Raw genomic sequence first — 16,048 nt, forward strand, 5'->3', positions numbered from 1 at the left:
GAGTTGCCCATGCCAAACGAATTTTCCCGCCGGGTGTTTCTCGGCAACAGCCTGGCCGTCGGTGGCGGCCTGTTGCTCGGCTCCAGTTTGCTCACAGGTTGCGGCGCCGGCGAGCCGGCGGTGGTCGGCGCCATCAGCCGGCCCACCCAGCCGGTGCGTGGCGGGCGCTTGCGGGTTGGCATCATCGACGGCGACCAGGCCGGCAATCTTGATGCCCACAAGCCGTCTGGCGGCGGGATCATTCGCGGCTGGGCGTTGTACAGCAAGTTCTGGGAGTGGAACGACGACGTCAGCACGCGCCTGGGCCTGGCCGAGTTCGCCGAGCCCAACGCCGATGCCAGCGCCTGGACCATCCGCATCAAGCCGGGCCTGGAGTTCCACCATGGCAAGAGCATCACTGCCGACGACATGCTGTTTTCGATCCTGCGCCTGACCGACCCGAAACTGGCCTCGCCGTTTGCCGGGCTGGTCGGTGCCATCGACCGCCAGGCCTTGCGCAAGCTCGATGAGCGTACCATCGAGATCCGCTTCAAGCAGGGCCGCAGCTTCTTCCCGCTGGACGAAACCCTGATTGCCTTCGGCGCGATTGTGCCGACCGATTACGATCCGCTAAGCAACCCGGTGGGGGCGGGGCCGTACCGGCTGAAAAGCTTCGTGCCAGGCCAGCGCGCGCTGTTCACCCGCTTCGAGAATTACTACAAACCCAACCAGCCCTACGCTGACGAGCTGGAGATCATCGAATTCAAGGACCAGGTGTCGCGGGTCGCCGCCCTGCGCGCCGGGCAGATCGACGTCGCCAGCGGTGTGCAGGCCGAGCACAGCGCCCTGATCAAGGCCGACCCACGCTTGCAACTGGTGGTCTCGCCAACCACCTCGTTCAGCGGCTTCAACCTCAACACCGCCAAGGCGCCGTTCCAGGACGAGCGGGTGCGTCAGGCCTTTCGCCTGCTGGCCGATCGGCAAGAGCTGATCGGCCGTGGCCTGAATGGTTTCGGGCGCATCGCCAACGACCTGTATTCGCCGCAAGACCCGACCTACAACCACGCTATCGCCCAGCGCGGCTACGACCTCGACCAGGCCCGCTCGCTGCTGCGCCAGGCCGGTGCCACCGACCTGCGCGTCGAGCTGACCACCACCGCCAACGAAGTCAACGCCGCGCTGGTGTTCGCTCAACAGGCGAAGAAGGCCGGGGTCCAGGTCAAGGTCACACCCGTGGACAGCTCGGTGTTCAACGGCCCGCAGAAAGAGCAGTGGCTGATGTCGCCAGGCTCCACGCCTGCCCGTGGCTTCCTGGCCACCGGCCTGCACAACGACGCGCCGCTGGCGATCTACAACCGCAGCAATTTTCGCGATGAGCGTTTCTCCGAGCTGTTCACCCAGGCCCTTGGCCAGCCCGACCTTGAGCGGCGCAAGCAACTGGTGCACGAGGCCCAGAGCATCCAGCACCAGCGCGGCGGCTTGCTGATCTGGGGCTTTACCGACGTGCTCGATGCCGCCTCCAGCAAGGTCGGCGGCTTGCACGGCGAACAGACCACCTTCGCCTCCTGGCGCTTTGACAGCCTGTGGTTGAACCATGCCTGAACCGTGCGCACGAACTTCCCGACTGCCTGCCTGGCTGCCCTGGTTCATCGGCCGCCTGGGCTACGGCCTGCTTACCGCCTGGGTTATCAGCCTGGTGGTGTTCATCGCCACCCAGGCATTGCCGTCGGACCCGGCGCGGGTCATCCTCGGCCCCGAGGCGCCGCTGCAAAGCGTGCTGACCCTGCGCGAGCAACTGGGCCTGAACCGGCCGATCCTGGTGCAGTATTGCAGCTGGCTTGGCCAGGTGCTGCGCGGTGACCTGGGCATCTCGCTGGACTCCAGCCAGCCGGTGGCCTCGATCATTTTCAGCCGCTTCGGCAATACCCTGGCGCTGCTGGCCGGCGTGCTGGTACTGGTGGTGCCGCTGGCCTTGGGCATCGGCGTCAGCCTGGCTTTGCGCCGCGACAGCCGCCTGGACCGTTTTGGCCTGTCGGCGCTGATCTTCCTTAAAGCCACGCCTGGGTTCTTGCTGGCCATCGGCCTGGTGCTGCTGTTCTCCATGCCCCAGGTCAACCTGCTGCCGGCGGTGTCGATCCTTGATCCGGACAAGGCCCTGTGGCAGCAGCTTGAGTACCTGCTGCTGCCGATCTTCGCGTTGAGCCTGTCGTCGCTGCCGTACCTGGCGCGCATGGTCCGCGCCTCGATGATCGAAGCGCTGGAGTCGGACTACGTCAGCGCGGCGCGCCTGCGCGGCATCGCCGAATGGCGCATCGTCTGGCACCACACCTTGCCCAATGCCCTGGTGCCGGCGATCCAGGGCGTGGCCCTGACTCTGCGCACCTTGATCGGCGGCGCCTTGCTTGCCGAGGTGATCTTCAGCTACCCGGGCATCGGCACCCAGCTCAACAGCGCGATCCAGATGCGCGACCTGCCGCTGGTGCAGGGCGTGGTGCTGGTGATCACCCTCGGGGTGGTGCTGATCAACCTGGTGGCCGACCTGCTCACCGTGCTGCTGACCCCAAAACTGCGCACCGCCCGCCGTGCCACCCTGATCCAGCGCAACCGCCGTGGTATCCAGAGTTGGTGGCGGCGCCCGGCAGCCAAAGCCCCTTGAGAGGAATCGCCCATGTTCAATTCACGCTGGTGGCGTGAGCCGCAGATTCGCCGCGGCGCCCTGGTGACCCTGGCCATTGTCCTCCTGGCGCTGTTCGGGCCGTGTCTGGCGCCCCATGCGCCCACCGACATGGTCGGCGGGGTGTACGGCACGCCGGCAACGGATGCGCCGCTGGGCCATGATTTTCTTGGCCATGACGTGCTGTCGCGGTTGCTCAATGGCGGCCTGTCGATTTTGTGGATGTCGCTGGCGGCAGCGGCGATTGCTTTGGTCGTCGGCACCGTACTGGGTCTGCTGGCCGGTCTGTCGCGCCAGCGCCTGGACCAGGCGATCACCTGGCTTGCGGATGTCTGGCTGGCGTTCCCCGACCTGATCCTGGTGCTGTTGATCGTCTCGATGCTCGGCCGCGCGCCGTGGCTGATCGTGCTTACCGTGGCCATTGCCTTTACCCCCGGGGTGATCCGCCTGGCCCGGGGTAGCGCGGTAGCGGTGGCCAGCCAGGAGTTCGTCGAGGCGGCGCAGATGATGGGCTTTTCGCGCACGCGCATCCTTGTGCGCGAGATCCTGCCCAACGTGCTCACACCGTTGCTGGTGCACTTTGGCAACATGCTCACCTGGGGCATCGGCATGCTCTCGGGCCTCAGTTACCTGGGGTACGGCGTGGCGCCGCCGGCTGCCGACTGGGGCCTGATGATCAATGAAAACCAGGCTGGCCTGCTGGTTCAGCCTTGGGCGGTATTGGCCCCGGCGCTGCTGATCGGGGTGTTCGCCTACGGCACCAACATCTTCGCCGAAGGCATTGCCCGGCACAGCGCGGGAGAGCGCCGATGAATTCCTATGCGCCATCGTGGGTCAAGCCCGCTCCCACAGGCTTGACCCGCGAAAAGCCGGCCCTGCGGGTGCAAAACCTGCGGGTTGAACTCAACACAAGCGCCGACATCATCGACCACATCAACTTCAGCCTGGCCCCCGGTGAAATCCTCGGCCTGGTCGGTGAGTCCGGCTCGGGCAAGACCACCCTGGCCACCGCCTTGCTGGCCCACGCCCGGCGCGGTGCACGGATTGCCACCGGGGAGATCGCGGTCGCCGACGTCAGCCTCCTTGAGCTGCGCGGCGAAGCCCTGCGCCAGGCCCGAGGCGGGCTGATCGGCTACGTTGCCCAGGACCCGGCGCAAGCCCTCAACCCGGCGCTGCGCATCGGCCGCTTGTTGCTGGAAACCCTGCACGCCCACGAACCGCAATTGGCAAAGGAGGCGCAGCAACAGCGCCTGCAGCAGACCCTGATAGACGTCGGCCTGCCGGGCGACGCCGAGTTCCTGCGGCGCTTCCCTCATCAGTTGTCTGGCGGCCAGCAACAGCGGGTGATGCTCGCCCTGGCCTTCGTGTTGCGTCCACGGCTGATCGTCCTCGACGAGCCGACCACGGCGCTGGACGTCAGCACTCAGGCGCACATCCTGCAAACCCTGCGCCGGCTGTGCAAGGAGCAGGGCGTGGCGGCGGTGTACGTGTCCCACGACCTGGCGGTGATCAAGGACCTGGTCGACCGGGTGATGGTCATGTACGCCGGGCGCATCGTCGAAGTCGCCAGCCGCGAACGGCTGTTCGCCCGCCCCAGCCACCCTTACACCCTGGGCTTGCTGGCGGCGATTCCAGACGTTGCCCGCCAGCACCCGCTGCAAGCAATTCCCGGCCATGCCCCGGCGCCGGGCCAGCGTGCCCATGGCTGCGCGTTTGCGCCGCGCTGCCCACGGCGAACGGCTGCCTGTGAACAGGCCGAGCCGGGCTTGCAAACCCTCGAGGCGCAGCAACAGGTCGCTTGCCTGCATCCGCAGCTTGAGGCACCAGCACCGATCGCGGCGCTGCAGGTTCGGGCGATTCGCGCCGATCAGGCACCGCTGCTGGCGATCAGCAATCTGAACCTCAGCTACGACCGCCAGGTGCTGTTCGACCTGGCCCTCGACGTGCAGGCAGGCGAATGCCTGGCGGTGGTCGGCGAGTCTGGCTCGGGCAAGACCAGCCTGGCCCGCACCCTGGCAGGCCTTGGCGACAACGCCAGCGGTGAGCTGCGTTTCGACGGCCAGCCGTTGAGCCTGCTGGCCCGGCAGCGGCCCAGCGCCAGCCGACATCGGATCCAGTATGTTTTTCAGAACCCGTACCGCGCCCTGAACCCCCGGCAGACCGTGGCCCAGTGCCTGCAGGCGCCGCTGGAGCACTTCTTCAAACTCAAGGGCCAGGCCTGCCGGGCGCGTATCGAGGCGGCGCTGCAGCGGGTGGCCTTACCCGCCTCGGTGGCTGACAAGTACCCCCATCACCTCTCCGGTGGCGAGCGCCAGCGGGTGGCGATTGCCCGCGCGCTAGTGTGCGAACCCAGCGTGCTGATCTGCGATGAAGTGACCTCGGCGCTGGACGTTTCGGTGCAGGCGGCGATCCTGGCGTTGCTCAAGCAACTGCAAGGCGAAGGCATGACCCTGGTGTTCGTCACCCACGACCTGGGGGTGGTGCGGGCGATTGCCGATCGGGTGGTGGTGATCCAGCAGGGGCGCATCGTTGAGCAGGGCCCGGTGGATCAGGTGCTGGACAGGCCGGCAGACCGCTACACCCAGAGCCTGCTGGCCCATACGCCACGCCTGGCGGCGGTCTAGCGGCTGCGCCAGGGCGCGCCGTGGGCAAAGCGCGCCTCGATCCACTGCTTGAAGGCGAGGGTCGCGGCGCTGTTGTAGCGGGCGCCGGGGCGCACCAGGTAAATGCCGGCGTCGGCATCCAGCTGCCAGTCGGGCAGCACCCGCAGCAGGCGGCCGCTGTCGAGGTCGTGCTGCATCAGCCAGTCGCCGCCGGCAAGGATGCCAACCCCGGCCCGGGCGGCGGTCAGCAGCGCTTCGTTGTCGTTGCTGACCAGCGAGCCGCGCACTTTAACCGTGTGTTGCTGGCCCAGACCGGCCAGGCGCCACTCCGGGTACGAACGCAGGCCGGTAAAACCCAGGCAGTTATGCCCGGCGAGGTCGGCCGGGGTTTGCGGCTGGCCGTGCTGTTGCAGGTAGGCTGGCGCTGCGCAGAGGATACGCCGGTGCTCACAGAGCTTGCGCGCCACCAGGCGGCTGTCGGCCAGCTCGCCAATGCGGATCGCCGCATCGAAGCCTTCGGCGACGATATCGACAAAACGTTCGGCGTATTCGGTCTCAAGCTGCACCTGGGGAAACGCCAGGGCAAACTCGGCAAGCATCGGGCTCAGCCACAGCCGGCCCATGGACGAGGGCAGGGCGATGCGCAGGCGCCCGCGCACCTGGGTCGCACCTTCGGCGGCTTCGCGCTCGGCCTCGCTGATCAGGCTGGCGGCCTGGCGCAGGCGCTCGACCAGGCGTGCGCCTTCGTCGGTGAAGCGCAACTGGCGGGTGGTGCGCTCGACCAGGCGAATGCCTAAGCGCTGTTCCAGGGCCCCGAGGCGCTTGGACAGCACCGACGGGTGGCGCTGCAGCGTGCGCCCGGCAGCGGCAAACGAGCCGTGCTCGAACAGCGTCAGGAGGGTGGCAAGCTCATCGGCCTGGCGACTGTCGAACGGGTCCATCGCGGTTACCTCGGTAGGTCAGGGCGTGAGGATGATTGCGCCCTGTGAGCGTCCTTGTTGCAGGTCGTCATGGGCCAGTGCGGCGTCGGCCAGGGCATAACGCTGCCAGATCTGCGCGCGAATGATACCTGCCGCCAGCGCTGCCAGCACCTCCCCGGCGCGCTGCTGGTACTCGCCAGCGCTTGCCGTGTGCGCCGCCAGCGAGGGCCGGGTGATGAACAACGAGCCCTTGGCGTTGAGGGTGCTCAGCTCGATGGCTGGCGGCGCTCCCGAGGCCATGCCGCAGGACACCAGCAAGCCGCGCGGGCGCAGGCTGTCCAGTGAGGCCTCGAACGACAGCCGGCCAATCGGGTCGTAGACCACGTCGAGTTTGCGCCCTTGAGTGATATCCAGCACCTGCGCAGCGAGGGTCGCGGCGTCGAACACCAGCACCTGATCACAGCCGGCGGCACGGGCGCGGGCGACACTTTCCGGCTTGGAGACCACGCCAATCACAAATGCGCCCAGGTGCTTGGCCCAAGGCACCAGCAACTGCCCCAGGGCCCCGGCGGCGCCGTAGATCATCAGCCGCGTGCCGGGCCCGACCGGGTACGTGCTGTGAAGGAGGTAATGGGCGGTGATGCCCTTGAACAGCACGGCGGCGGCCTGTTCCAGGCCAAGATCATCGGGCAGTTTCACCAGCCGCTCGGCGGGGTACAGTCGGGCGCTGGCATAGGCGCCCAGGGGGCCGGTGGCGTAGCCGACGCGCTCGCCGACAGCCAAGCCGCTGACGCCGGCGCCGATTGCCGCTACCGTTCCGGCGCCCTCAAGGCCCAGCCCGCAGGGCAGGGCGATGGGCACATCGCCCTTGCGCTGGCTGACGTCCAGCGGGTTGACGCCGATCGCCGCCTGTTCAAGCCAGACCTCGCCGGGGCCGGGGGCTTGCGCGCTGGTTTGTTCGAGGTGCAGAACACTTGGTGCGCCCGTCTGCTGGAGGCGGATGTGCATGACCATGGTTGAGAGTCCTGAGACACAGTTAAGGTGCGTTCAAGGGTATTTTTTCAACCAGGGTCCAGCAATCGGCTTGCATGCAGTTGATTGCTGCAGCCAGTGCACGAGTCTGAGTGTTTGAACCTGCTTATGCCAGCAAAGGCCGTAATACGCCCGCTACGATGGTGTCGTTGAGGTACTCGACGATGCCGTGGCGGTTATCGCTGCCGTTGCTGGCGTTGCTGTGGTTTTGCACCGCAGGTGCTCCACTGAAGCGCGCGGCGGGAATTTCGTAGAGCGCCACCACATCGCGTTTGTCACGAATGTCGACCCAGCTGGGTACGCCATCCGGGGCCTTGCGCGGCGAACCGTTGGAGGGCAGCCGGCTCAGGATGGCTTCAATGCCCAGGGGCGAGCCGAGGGTCACCAGGCCCTTGATGTTGCTGCGTGCAGGCCGGTTCATCAGCAGGTTATAGGCAATGATGGTGCCCAGAGAGTGAGCTACCACGATGCACGGATCGTTTTCTGGAAGCTGGGCATCGACCAATTTGTTGACCGCGTCACGGATGGTTTTTTCGGTCAGGTAGTACCACACATCGCGGGTGAACAGCTCGACCGAAGTCGCGCCGACACCGGGCAACTGGTCGAGCAGGCGCAGGGCCGCCAGCACGCCGCGCCAGTTCTGAACACCTTTCTCAAGCATCTCGCCATTGGCCTCGGCGTTGATCTGTTCCTTGCTGATACCTTGCTGCTTGGCGATGTCGTAAATGACCTGGCGCATGAACTCTTCTTCCTCGCCACCCGGGGCCGCGGCGTCGGCGCCTTTGTCGGTGAGTACCTGAAAGTCTTTCTGCGCTCTGCGGTAGGTTTCGTCGAACAACAGATCACCGTAGTAAGGGAAGGCCACATCGACCACGCCAGGGTAGGGCGAACCGATGCCTTCAAAACCCTTGATCAAGGCATTGGTCCAGGTGTTTTGCAGGGTGAGCGGGTTTTTACCTTGTTGCGACCGGCCATGGATGAACACGACTTTCATGACAACTCTCCTTGTAGAAAAGCTTCGATAAGCGGTTGGGTATCGCGGCGGCGAAAGGTCGACCATTCAGTATTGAGCCGGTATTTACCGGCTTCGAGGATTGCAGGGTGGAGCTTCTGGTTCTTGCCATGGGCTGCCAGCACTGTCCAGCCCAGGCTCATCATCGGGCAGAACGGTGCGATCAGCGGCCGTGCCTTGCGCTTGCCGGGTGCCTGGGCGCCGGCGAGCAAAGCCACATCGAACGGCACGGGCAAAGGCGGTTGGGACGATGCCTGGTAGTCAAGGAAGTAGCTCAGCACCGAACGCACGCCTTGGTCGTCAGCGGCCAGCAGATAGGCGTAGGCGGCGTAGATGCCCAAGGTCGGGTCCAGGCGCTTTTCCTGGCGCAGGACATCGGCGAAGCTCGATGCCTGGGTCGCGGCCAGGGTGCGCAGTTTGGCGCTGCTGGCGAAGGCTGCGGCAAGTGCTTGCAAGTGGTGCAGGTGCAGGCGCCTGCTCGGAGTTTGCGCAAAGGTCTGGGCCAGGGTCCTACCCATCTCGAACGAAACCGACTGCACCAGGCCTTCGTCTACGTGGACTGTGCCTATGTAGCCGGGCATGACCGGTAAGACGATCAGGGTGTCGTCGCTGAACGTGACGATGACTGACTGCGCCTGAGCAGACGGCGCCAGGCTGATGATGCTCTGCTGGTCATCGGTTTGCACATCGGGCGCCGCTTGGCCGGGGGCCACCAGGACGCTGATGGCCTGGCTACCGATGATGCGCAATCCGCTTTCGGCCGGGCTCTGGGGGAGTGCTGTGTAGCGCCGCAGGTTGCGCCGGTAGGCTTCGTCGAGGCCGGCTTGTTCAAGCAATGTGGTGCTGATGTACGCCTCGGGTTCCTTGAGAAAGCTGCTGGCCACCTGTTGTATCGCCTGGTTTCGGCTGGTGACCCTGAGGTTTGCTGGAAACAGCTCGGGAAGCGGCAGGATCTGGATTTGCTCAAAGTAGGGTGCTCCGGCTTCAGCGGGCAGGCCGTAGTCCAGCGGCCCGGGGCCAGGCAGCGGGGGAGGGCTGGCAAAGACTAGCGGCGGGCTGGCATAGCCGAGGAACAGCGGTTGGCGCGCCTGGACAATGATGTCCGGCGTTTGCTCGAAGCGCGGTGTTTGCTGCTGGGCGCGGGTCGGCACCTGGTTGTACAGGTAGTCTTCCAGAAGCCAGGTGGGAATGATCGGCACGCTGGAGCCCGGCCAGGTCTCGCAAATTTCTGTCGGAGGGCTTTGCAGCGCTTCGAGCAGGACCTTGGTAAAGAATCCTTCGCCTTTGTACTCCTTGGCGGTTTGTGACGGTTCGGTGGCGTAGAAGATATCGACCTTGCCGGGCTTGATGCCGACCACCGCACCGCGTTTCACCGCGGGCCTGCCACTGACCTGGCCCAGTGAGCCAAAGGGGTCGACCGCATTGCGACAGGCGTCGGAGATGATCACGACATGGGGTACGCCAATATGGCGGGCGTTGAGCGCCGTTGCAGCAATGTTGATGGCTTCGTCGGGGTAGTCCTTGACGTTCGACAGCAAGACTTGTTCATCGGCGCCGTTCTTGACAATGCCGTGCCCGGAGAAATACAGGATCAGCAGGTCGAGCCCGCCGACCGCGAGCAAGTCGCGGGCGGCGGTCTGGATCGCCTTGGCTTCGACCACCTGGTCATTCTGATCGGTCAGTACGCTGATGCTCGGGCTGATGCCGAACTGCTGTTGCTCCTCCAGCCAGCGGGCAAATTGCAGTGCCCCGCTGGCCGCGCCTTTCAACGAATCCAGAATGCCAGTGTGATCCACCCCGACGGCAATCAAACCAACGTTTCGGCTCATGGTCCGGCCCTCGGTCCGCTAGAGGCGTAGTGCTATCAGTATGGGGCGGTTTTTGCGCTTATCCAGTGCTGTGCCGCTGCCGGGCGACGAGGTACCAGCAGGATTGCATCTGGTTCTACGAGCGCACCAAGTCGCACCGCAAGCGGCTGCGTCAGGAGTAGCCGCTGTTGTAGGCATGGTCTGATGCCCGGGTTTAAACGCGCGGCAAGCACACAGCGCTAAACCGGTGCATGCCGGCTGTTTAAACAACCCCCTCCAGCGCGCCATCTTGGCCCGCTATGTGCTTTGCCTCAGCTATCGATTACTGATCGATTGGTCAAACCTGCAAGTCGCTGGATTCGCTTGAGCGCGTAGGTTGTTTCTTGCAAATGCGTCTGTCGCCGAGTTGGTGCAGCGTTTACTGGAACCTGAGGCATGTCGCTCCCCGCAACCCCCGACCTGGACACCGCAGATGCCGGCTGGCGCGCCGAGCTGCGGCTGCGTTTCGTTCGGGGCGAGAGCAAGACCTGTATTGGTGCGCGGCGCCATTTCGGTCCTCTTTTGGTGCAGCGGCCGTTCTATCCCGAAGGCGCACCGTGCCACGTCTACGTGCTGCACCCGCCGGGTGGCGTGGTCGGCGGCGACAAACTGCTGCTCGATGTGCACCTGGAACCCGGCAGCCATGCGCTGCTGACCATGCCCGGAGCGACCAAGTTCTACCGCAGCGGCGGCCCGACCTCGATCCTCCAGCAGCATTTTTACCTGGACGAAAACAGCACGCTCGAATGGCTGCCCCAGGGCAACATCTGTTTTGCCGGCGCCCGCGTGCGCCTGGAAAACCGCTTTACCCTGGCGCCTGGCGCGCGCCTGCTGGCCTGGGAAACCCTGTGCCTGGGCCGCCCGGTGATGGCCGAGACCTTCAGTCACGGCGCCGTCGACAGTCGCCTGCACATCGAGCTGGCCGACGACCCGGGCCTGCACGAGCGTCTGCGCATCGACGGCGGGCAGCTCGACAAAGTCGCCGGCTTGCCGCTGCAAGCAACCTTTTGCGCCTATCCGGCCAGCAGCGAACTGCTTGAACAGAGCCGCGCCTTGCTTGAAGACCTGGGCGCTCCGGCCGGCGCGACCCTGCTTGGCCAGTTGCTGGTGGTACGCCTGCTCGATCACGACAACCAACGCCTGCAACTTACCCTGCAGCGGCTCTGGCACGCCTTGCGACCCGTCGTGGTCGGCCTGGCGCCATGCCCGCCGCGTATCTGGGCCACCTGAGAGAACGCCATGGAGCTGACCCCGCGAGAGAAAGACAAACTGCTGCTGTTCACCGCTGCACTGCTGGCCGAACGGCGCCTGGCCCGTGGCCTGCAGCTCAACTACCCGGAGGCGGTGGCCTTGATCAGCGCCACGGTGATGGAAGGCGCCCGCGACGGGCGCACCGTTGCCGAGCTGATGAACCTCGGCCGCGAGGTGCTGCGCCGTGACCAGGTGATGGCCGGGGTCAGCGAGATGATCGCCGATGTGCAGGTGGAAGCGACCTTTCCCGACGGCACCAAGCTGGTCACCGTCCATGACCCGATTGTCTAGGAGCACAGGATGATTCCCGGAGAAATACAGGTTGCCGACGGCGACATCGAACTCAACGCCGGCCTTGAGGTGATCAGCGTCACCGTCGCCAACCACGGCGACCGGCCGGTGCAGGTCGGCTCGCACTATCACTTTTTCGAGGTCAACAACGCCCTGGTGTTCGAGCGCGAGCCGACCCGAGGTTACCGCCTGGACATCGCCGCTGGCACCGCCGTGCGTTTCGAACCGGGCCAGGCGCGGACCGTCCCGCTGGTGCCGTACCGCGGCAAGCGCGAGGTCTACGGCTTTCAGGGCAAGGTCATGGGCAAGCTGGAGAATCAGGCATGAGCCGCATATCGCGCAGGGCCTATGCCGACATGTTCGGCCCGACAGTGGGCGATCGCGTACGCCTGGCCGACACCGAGCTGTGGGTCGAGGTCGAGAAGGACTTCACGATCTATGGCGAGGAGGTCAAGTTCGGCGGCGGCAAGGTCATCCGCGACGGCATGGGCCAGGGCCAGATGCTTGCCGCGCAGGCGCTGGACCTGGTGCTGACCAACGCGCTGATCATCGACCACTGGGGCATCGTCAAGGCCGACATCGGCATCAAGGACGGGCGCATCGTCGGTGTCGGCAAGGCTGGCAACCCCGATGTGCAACCGGGAGTGACCTTGCCAGTCGGGCCGGGCACCGAAGTGATCGCCGCCGAAGGCAAGATCGTCACCGCTGGCGGCATCGACTCGCACATCCACTTCATCTGCCCGCAGCAGGTCGAAGAGGCGCTGACCTCGGGCATTACCACCTTCATTGGCGGCGGCACCGGGCCTGCCACCGGCACCAATGCCACCACCTGCACCTCCGGGCCCTGGTACCTGGCGCGCATGCTCCAGGCCGCCGACCAATTGCCGATCAATATCGGCCTGCTGGGCAAAGGCAACGCCTCGCGGCCCGAAGCCTTGCGCGAGCAGATCGAAGCCGGCGCCGTGGGCCTCAAGCTGCACGAAGACTGGGGTTCGACCCCGGCAGCCATCGACTGCTGCCTGGGCGTGGCGCAAGAGCACGACGTGCAGGTGGCGATCCATACCGACACCCTCAACGAGTCGGGCTGTATCGAGGACACTCTGGCGGCGATTGGCGATCGCACCATCCATACCTTCCACACCGAAGGCGCCGGCGGTGGCCATGCGCCGGACATCATCCGCGCGGCGGCCTTTGCCAATGTGCTGCCGTCCTCGACCAACCCGACCTTGCCCTACACCCAGAACACCGTCGACGAGCACCTGGACATGCTCATGGTCTGCCATCACCTGGACCCGAGTATTGCCGAGGACGTGGCGTTTGCCGAGTCGCGTATCCGCCGCGAGACGATTGCCGCCGAAGACATCCTCCATGACCTGGGCGCGTTCTCGATGACTTCGTCCGACTCCCAGGCCATGGGCCGGGTCGGCGAAGTGGTGCTGCGCACCTGGCAGGTGGCGCACCAGATGAAACTACGCCGTGGCCCCTTGGCGCCGGATACCGCGCGCAGCGACAACTTCCGGGTCAAGCGCTACATCGCCAAGTACACCATCAACCCGGCGCTGACCCATGGCATCGCCCACGAAGTGGGCTCGGTGGAGGCCGGCAAACTCGCCGACCTGGTGCTCTGGGCGCCGGCGTTCTTCGGCGTCAAGCCTGCGCTGGTGATCAAGGGCGGGATGATCGCCATGGCGCCGATGGGCGATATCAACGGCTCGATCCCGACCCCGCAACCGGTGCACTACCGGCCGATGTTCGGCGCCCTCGGTGCCGCGCGCCACGCCACGCGCATGACCTTCCTGTCGCAGGCGGCGATCGCGCGTGGCGTGCACCGGCAACTGGGGCTGCAGAGCCTGATCGGCGAGGCCCGGGGCTGTCGCACAGTGCGCAAGGGCGACATGGTCCATAACGGCCTGTTGCCGATGATCGAGGTCGACTCGCAAACCTACGAGGTGCGCGCCGACGGTGAACTGCTGGTGTGCGAACCGGCCACGGTGTTGCCGATGGCCCAGCGTTATTTTCTGTTTTAAGGAGCGAAGATGATCCTGTTGACCCGTCGCCTGAGCGACGCCGCCACGGTAAGCGGCACCGTCACCCTCACTGTCGATACGCGGATCAAGAGCCGCGTGCGCGTCACCCTCGACGATGGCCGCGAGGCCGGCCTGATGCTCGAACGCGGGCAGTTGCTGCGCGGTGGCGAGCTGCTTGGCGAAGCGCAGGGCGGCGAGGTGATTCGCGTGCTGGCGGCGGCCGAGCAGGTGTCCAGCGTGCGCTGCGCCGATCCACTGTTGCTGACCCGCGCCGCCTATCACCTGGGCAACCGCCATGTGCCGCTGCAGATCGAGGCCGGCCTGCTGCGCTATCAGCACGACCATGTGCTGGATGAAATGGTCCGTGGCCTGGGCCTTGACGTAACGGTCGAGCAAGCACCGTTCGAGCCTGAAGCCGGGGCCTACCAGAGTGCCCCGCACAGCCATGCCCACAGTAACCACCTGTTCGTTCGCGTCGCTCACCACTGATTGTCGATAAGGAGATTGTCCCATGAAAAAACTCGTCACCCTCGCGTTGCTGCTGGTTGCGCTTCCGGCCTTTGCCCACCCCGGCCATGATGCCAATCCGCTGCAGGATGGTTTGCTGCACCCGCTGACCGGCCTCGATCACTTGCTCATGCTGCTTGGCACCGGGGTGCTCGCGGCGCTGACCGGGCGTACCCTGGCGCTGCCGTTGCTGACCCTCGGGGCGATGTTCGGCGGGGCGCTGATGGGCCATGTGTTCGGCGGTGTGATCGGCATGGAGCAGATGATCATCGGCTCGCTGCTGGTGGCCGCTGCCGCGCTGCTGCTGCCCAGCCGCCAGGTGCTGCTGGCCCTGGCCATGCCGCTGTTTGCCCTGTTCCACGGCTGGGCCCACGGCGTTGAAGCCAGCCCGGGTGCGTTCTGGGTGTTCAGCGCAGGTTTCGTCACGGTCAGTGGCCTGTTGCTGCTGGCAGGCTTTGCCGGGGGTTGCCTGCTGCGTCGGCACACCGGCCTGCAGAAAGTCTTCGGTGGCGGCTTGCTGGCCGGTGCCGCGCTGGTGCTGGCCGGCTGATGAGCAGCAACCTGAAGCTGCTGCGCCTGTTGCAGCTGGCAAGCCCCAGCCTGCCGGTAGGCGGCTTTACCTACTCGCAAGGCCTGGAGTGGGCGGTGGAGGCCGGCTGGGTGCAGGGCGCCGATGGTTTTCGCGCCTGGCAACGCCAGCAGATCGAGGACACCCTGTGCCACCTCGACTGGCCGCTGCTGGCGCGCTTGTACCAGGCTTGCCTGGCGGATGACGCCGAAGCCTTCGCGCGCTGGAGCCGGTTTTTGCTGGCCAACCGCGAAACCGCCGAACTGCGCCTGGAAGAACGCCAGCGCGGCATGGCCCTGACCCGTTTGCTCGACGGCTGGCAACTGGGCCAGGCACCCCAATGGCGCAGTTCGCTTGAGCTCAGCCAACTCGGCGGCATGGCCTGGCTGGGCGTGCACTGGGATATCCCCTTGGCTGACCTGGCCCTTGCGCACGGCTATGCCTGGCTCGAAGGCGCGGTGATGGCCGGGGTCAAGCTGGTGCCGTTCGGCCAGCAAGCAGCGCAGACCCTGTTGCGTGACCTGAGCGAAACCTTGCCCGCTGTGCTGGTAACTGCTCTGGCCCTGGACGATGACCAGCTTGGCGGCGGCCTGCCGCTGCTGGCGATTGCCTCGGCGCGCCACGAAACCCAATACACCCGATTGTTCCGCTCCTGAGGAAAGCCCCATGCAAAGTTATCAGCAACCCCTGCGCGTTGGTGTCGGCGGCCCGGTCGGCTCCGGCAAGACCGCGCTGCTTGAAGCGCTGTGCAAGGCCATGCGCGACCACTATGAAATCGCCGTGGTAACCAACGACATCTACACCAAGGAAGACCAGCGCATCCTCACCGAGGCCGGCGCCCTGGCCCCCGAGCGCATCGTCGGAGTGGAAACCGGCGGCTGCCCGCACACCGCGATCCGCGAAGATGCCTCGATGAACCTGGCGGCGGTGGAAGAGCTGGCGCGCAAATTCGGCAACCTCGAAGTGATCTTCGTCGAGAGCGGCGGCGACAACCTCAGCGCCACCTTCAGCCCGGAGCTGGCCGACCTCACTGTGTACGTGATCGATGTTGCCGAAGGCGAGAAGATCCCGCGCAAGGGCGGGCCGGGGATCACCAAGTCGGATTTCCTGGTGATCAACAAGATCGACCTGGCGCCTTATGTCGGCGCTTCGCTGGAGGTGATGGAAAAGGACACCTGGCGTATGCGTCCGGAAAGACCCTGGGCCTTCACTAACCTCAAGACCGGGCAGGGGTTGCAGCGGGTGATTGATTTCATTGTCGAGCGGGGGATGTTGAAAGTGTCGGTGTAGCCAAAAGCATCGCGGGGCCGCGCAATCCTGTGGGAGCGGCGGTGCGA

General features: G+C 65.6%; 16 protein-coding genes. 12 read left to right on the forward strand and 4 right to left on the reverse strand.

What is annotated here, in order from left to right; genetic code table 11:
- The first annotated feature begins 9 nt into the window (after positions 1–9).
- Genes ACZ9A3_RS08950 through ACZ9A3_RS08965 form a run of 4 tightly spaced genes read left to right on the forward strand, consistent with a single transcriptional unit; the run spans position 10 to position 5,277 of the window.
- Positions 10–1,581, forward strand: coding sequence for an ABC transporter substrate-binding protein (locus ACZ9A3_RS08950; RefSeq protein WP_093383562.1), 1,572 nt, complete (start codon positions 10–12; stop codon positions 1,579–1,581).
- Positions 1,574–2,635: an ABC transporter permease gene (locus ACZ9A3_RS08955; protein WP_476252409.1), complete on the forward strand. Its 1,062-nt coding sequence runs from the start codon at positions 1,574–1,576 to the stop codon at positions 2,633–2,635. The genes ACZ9A3_RS08950 and ACZ9A3_RS08955 overlap by 8 nt, the downstream gene beginning before the upstream one ends.
- 12 nt (positions 2,636–2,647) lie before the next feature.
- Positions 2,648–3,466 (forward strand): ABC transporter permease, encoded by an 819-nt coding sequence (locus ACZ9A3_RS08960; protein ID WP_476252410.1) that lies wholly within the window; start codon positions 2,648–2,650, stop codon positions 3,464–3,466.
- A complete protein-coding gene (locus tag ACZ9A3_RS08965; RefSeq protein ID WP_476252411.1) occupies positions 3,463–5,277 on the forward strand; it encodes a dipeptide ABC transporter ATP-binding protein in 1,815 nt (604 codons plus the stop codon). The genes ACZ9A3_RS08960 and ACZ9A3_RS08965 overlap by 4 nt, the downstream gene beginning before the upstream one ends.
- Here ACZ9A3_RS08965 and ACZ9A3_RS08970 read toward each other — a convergent pair.
- From ACZ9A3_RS08970 to ACZ9A3_RS08985, 4 genes are all read right to left on the reverse strand, one after another.
- Positions 5,274–6,197, reverse strand: coding sequence for a LysR family transcriptional regulator (locus tag ACZ9A3_RS08970; protein ID WP_476252412.1), 924 nt, complete (start codon positions 6,195–6,197; stop codon positions 5,274–5,276). The genes ACZ9A3_RS08965 and ACZ9A3_RS08970 overlap by 4 nt on opposite strands.
- A gap of 18 nt (positions 6,198–6,215) precedes the next feature.
- The gene (locus ACZ9A3_RS08975) at positions 6,216–7,190 is read right to left on the reverse strand and encodes a quinone oxidoreductase family protein (protein WP_195883871.1); all 975 of its coding nucleotides are present in this window, start codon (positions 7,188–7,190) and stop codon (positions 6,216–6,218) included.
- Between the two features lie 124 nt (positions 7,191–7,314).
- Positions 7,315–8,202: an alpha/beta fold hydrolase gene (locus tag ACZ9A3_RS08980; RefSeq protein ID WP_476252413.1), complete on the reverse strand. Its 888-nt coding sequence runs from the start codon at positions 8,200–8,202 to the stop codon at positions 7,315–7,317.
- Entirely contained in the window at positions 8,199–10,049 is a 1,851-nt protein-coding gene (locus ACZ9A3_RS08985; RefSeq protein WP_476252414.1) for a caspase family protein, read from the reverse strand. The genes ACZ9A3_RS08980 and ACZ9A3_RS08985 overlap by 4 nt, the downstream gene beginning before the upstream one ends.
- Positions 10,050–10,463: 414 nt before the next feature.
- Here ACZ9A3_RS08985 and ACZ9A3_RS08990 point away from each other — a divergent pair, with 414 nt between their 5' ends.
- From ACZ9A3_RS08990 to ureG, 8 genes are read left to right on the forward strand one after another with little or no spacing between them, the layout of a single operon-like run.
- Entirely contained in the window at positions 10,464–11,297 is an 834-nt protein-coding gene (locus ACZ9A3_RS08990) for an urease accessory protein UreD (RefSeq protein WP_093383524.1), read from the forward strand.
- 9 nt (positions 11,298–11,306) lie between these two features.
- Positions 11,307–11,609 carry an urease subunit gamma gene (locus ACZ9A3_RS08995; RefSeq protein ID WP_093383521.1) on the forward strand — a complete coding sequence of 101 codons (303 nt, stop codon included), beginning with the start codon at positions 11,307–11,309 and terminating at the stop codon, positions 11,607–11,609.
- A gap of 9 nt (positions 11,610–11,618) precedes the next feature.
- Positions 11,619–11,936, forward strand: coding sequence for an urease subunit beta (locus tag ACZ9A3_RS09000; protein ID WP_045198635.1), 318 nt, complete (start codon positions 11,619–11,621; stop codon positions 11,934–11,936).
- Entirely contained in the window at positions 11,933–13,636 is a 1,704-nt protein-coding gene (gene ureC, locus ACZ9A3_RS09005) for an urease subunit alpha (protein WP_045198637.1), read from the forward strand. The genes ACZ9A3_RS09000 and ureC overlap by 4 nt, the downstream gene beginning before the upstream one ends.
- Positions 13,637–13,645: 9 nt before the next feature.
- On the forward strand, positions 13,646–14,125 hold the full coding sequence (gene ureE, locus ACZ9A3_RS09010; protein ID WP_093383518.1) for an urease accessory protein UreE: 480 nt from the start codon (positions 13,646–13,648) through the stop codon (positions 14,123–14,125).
- Between the two features lie 22 nt (positions 14,126–14,147).
- Positions 14,148–14,693 carry a HupE/UreJ family protein gene (locus ACZ9A3_RS09015; protein ID WP_093383515.1) on the forward strand — a complete coding sequence of 182 codons (546 nt, stop codon included), beginning with the start codon at positions 14,148–14,150 and terminating at the stop codon, positions 14,691–14,693.
- The gene (locus ACZ9A3_RS09020) at positions 14,693–15,367 is read left to right on the forward strand and encodes an urease accessory protein UreF (RefSeq protein ID WP_195883877.1); all 675 of its coding nucleotides are present in this window, start codon (positions 14,693–14,695) and stop codon (positions 15,365–15,367) included. The genes ACZ9A3_RS09015 and ACZ9A3_RS09020 overlap by 1 nt, the downstream gene beginning before the upstream one ends.
- Before the next feature lie 10 nt (positions 15,368–15,377).
- Positions 15,378–16,001 (forward strand): urease accessory protein UreG, encoded by a 624-nt coding sequence (ureG, locus tag ACZ9A3_RS09025; protein ID WP_045198646.1) that lies wholly within the window; start codon positions 15,378–15,380, stop codon positions 15,999–16,001.
- Positions 16,002–16,048: the final 47 nt, after the last annotated feature.

This window comes from Pseudomonas sp. TE4620 (assembly GCF_056279045.1).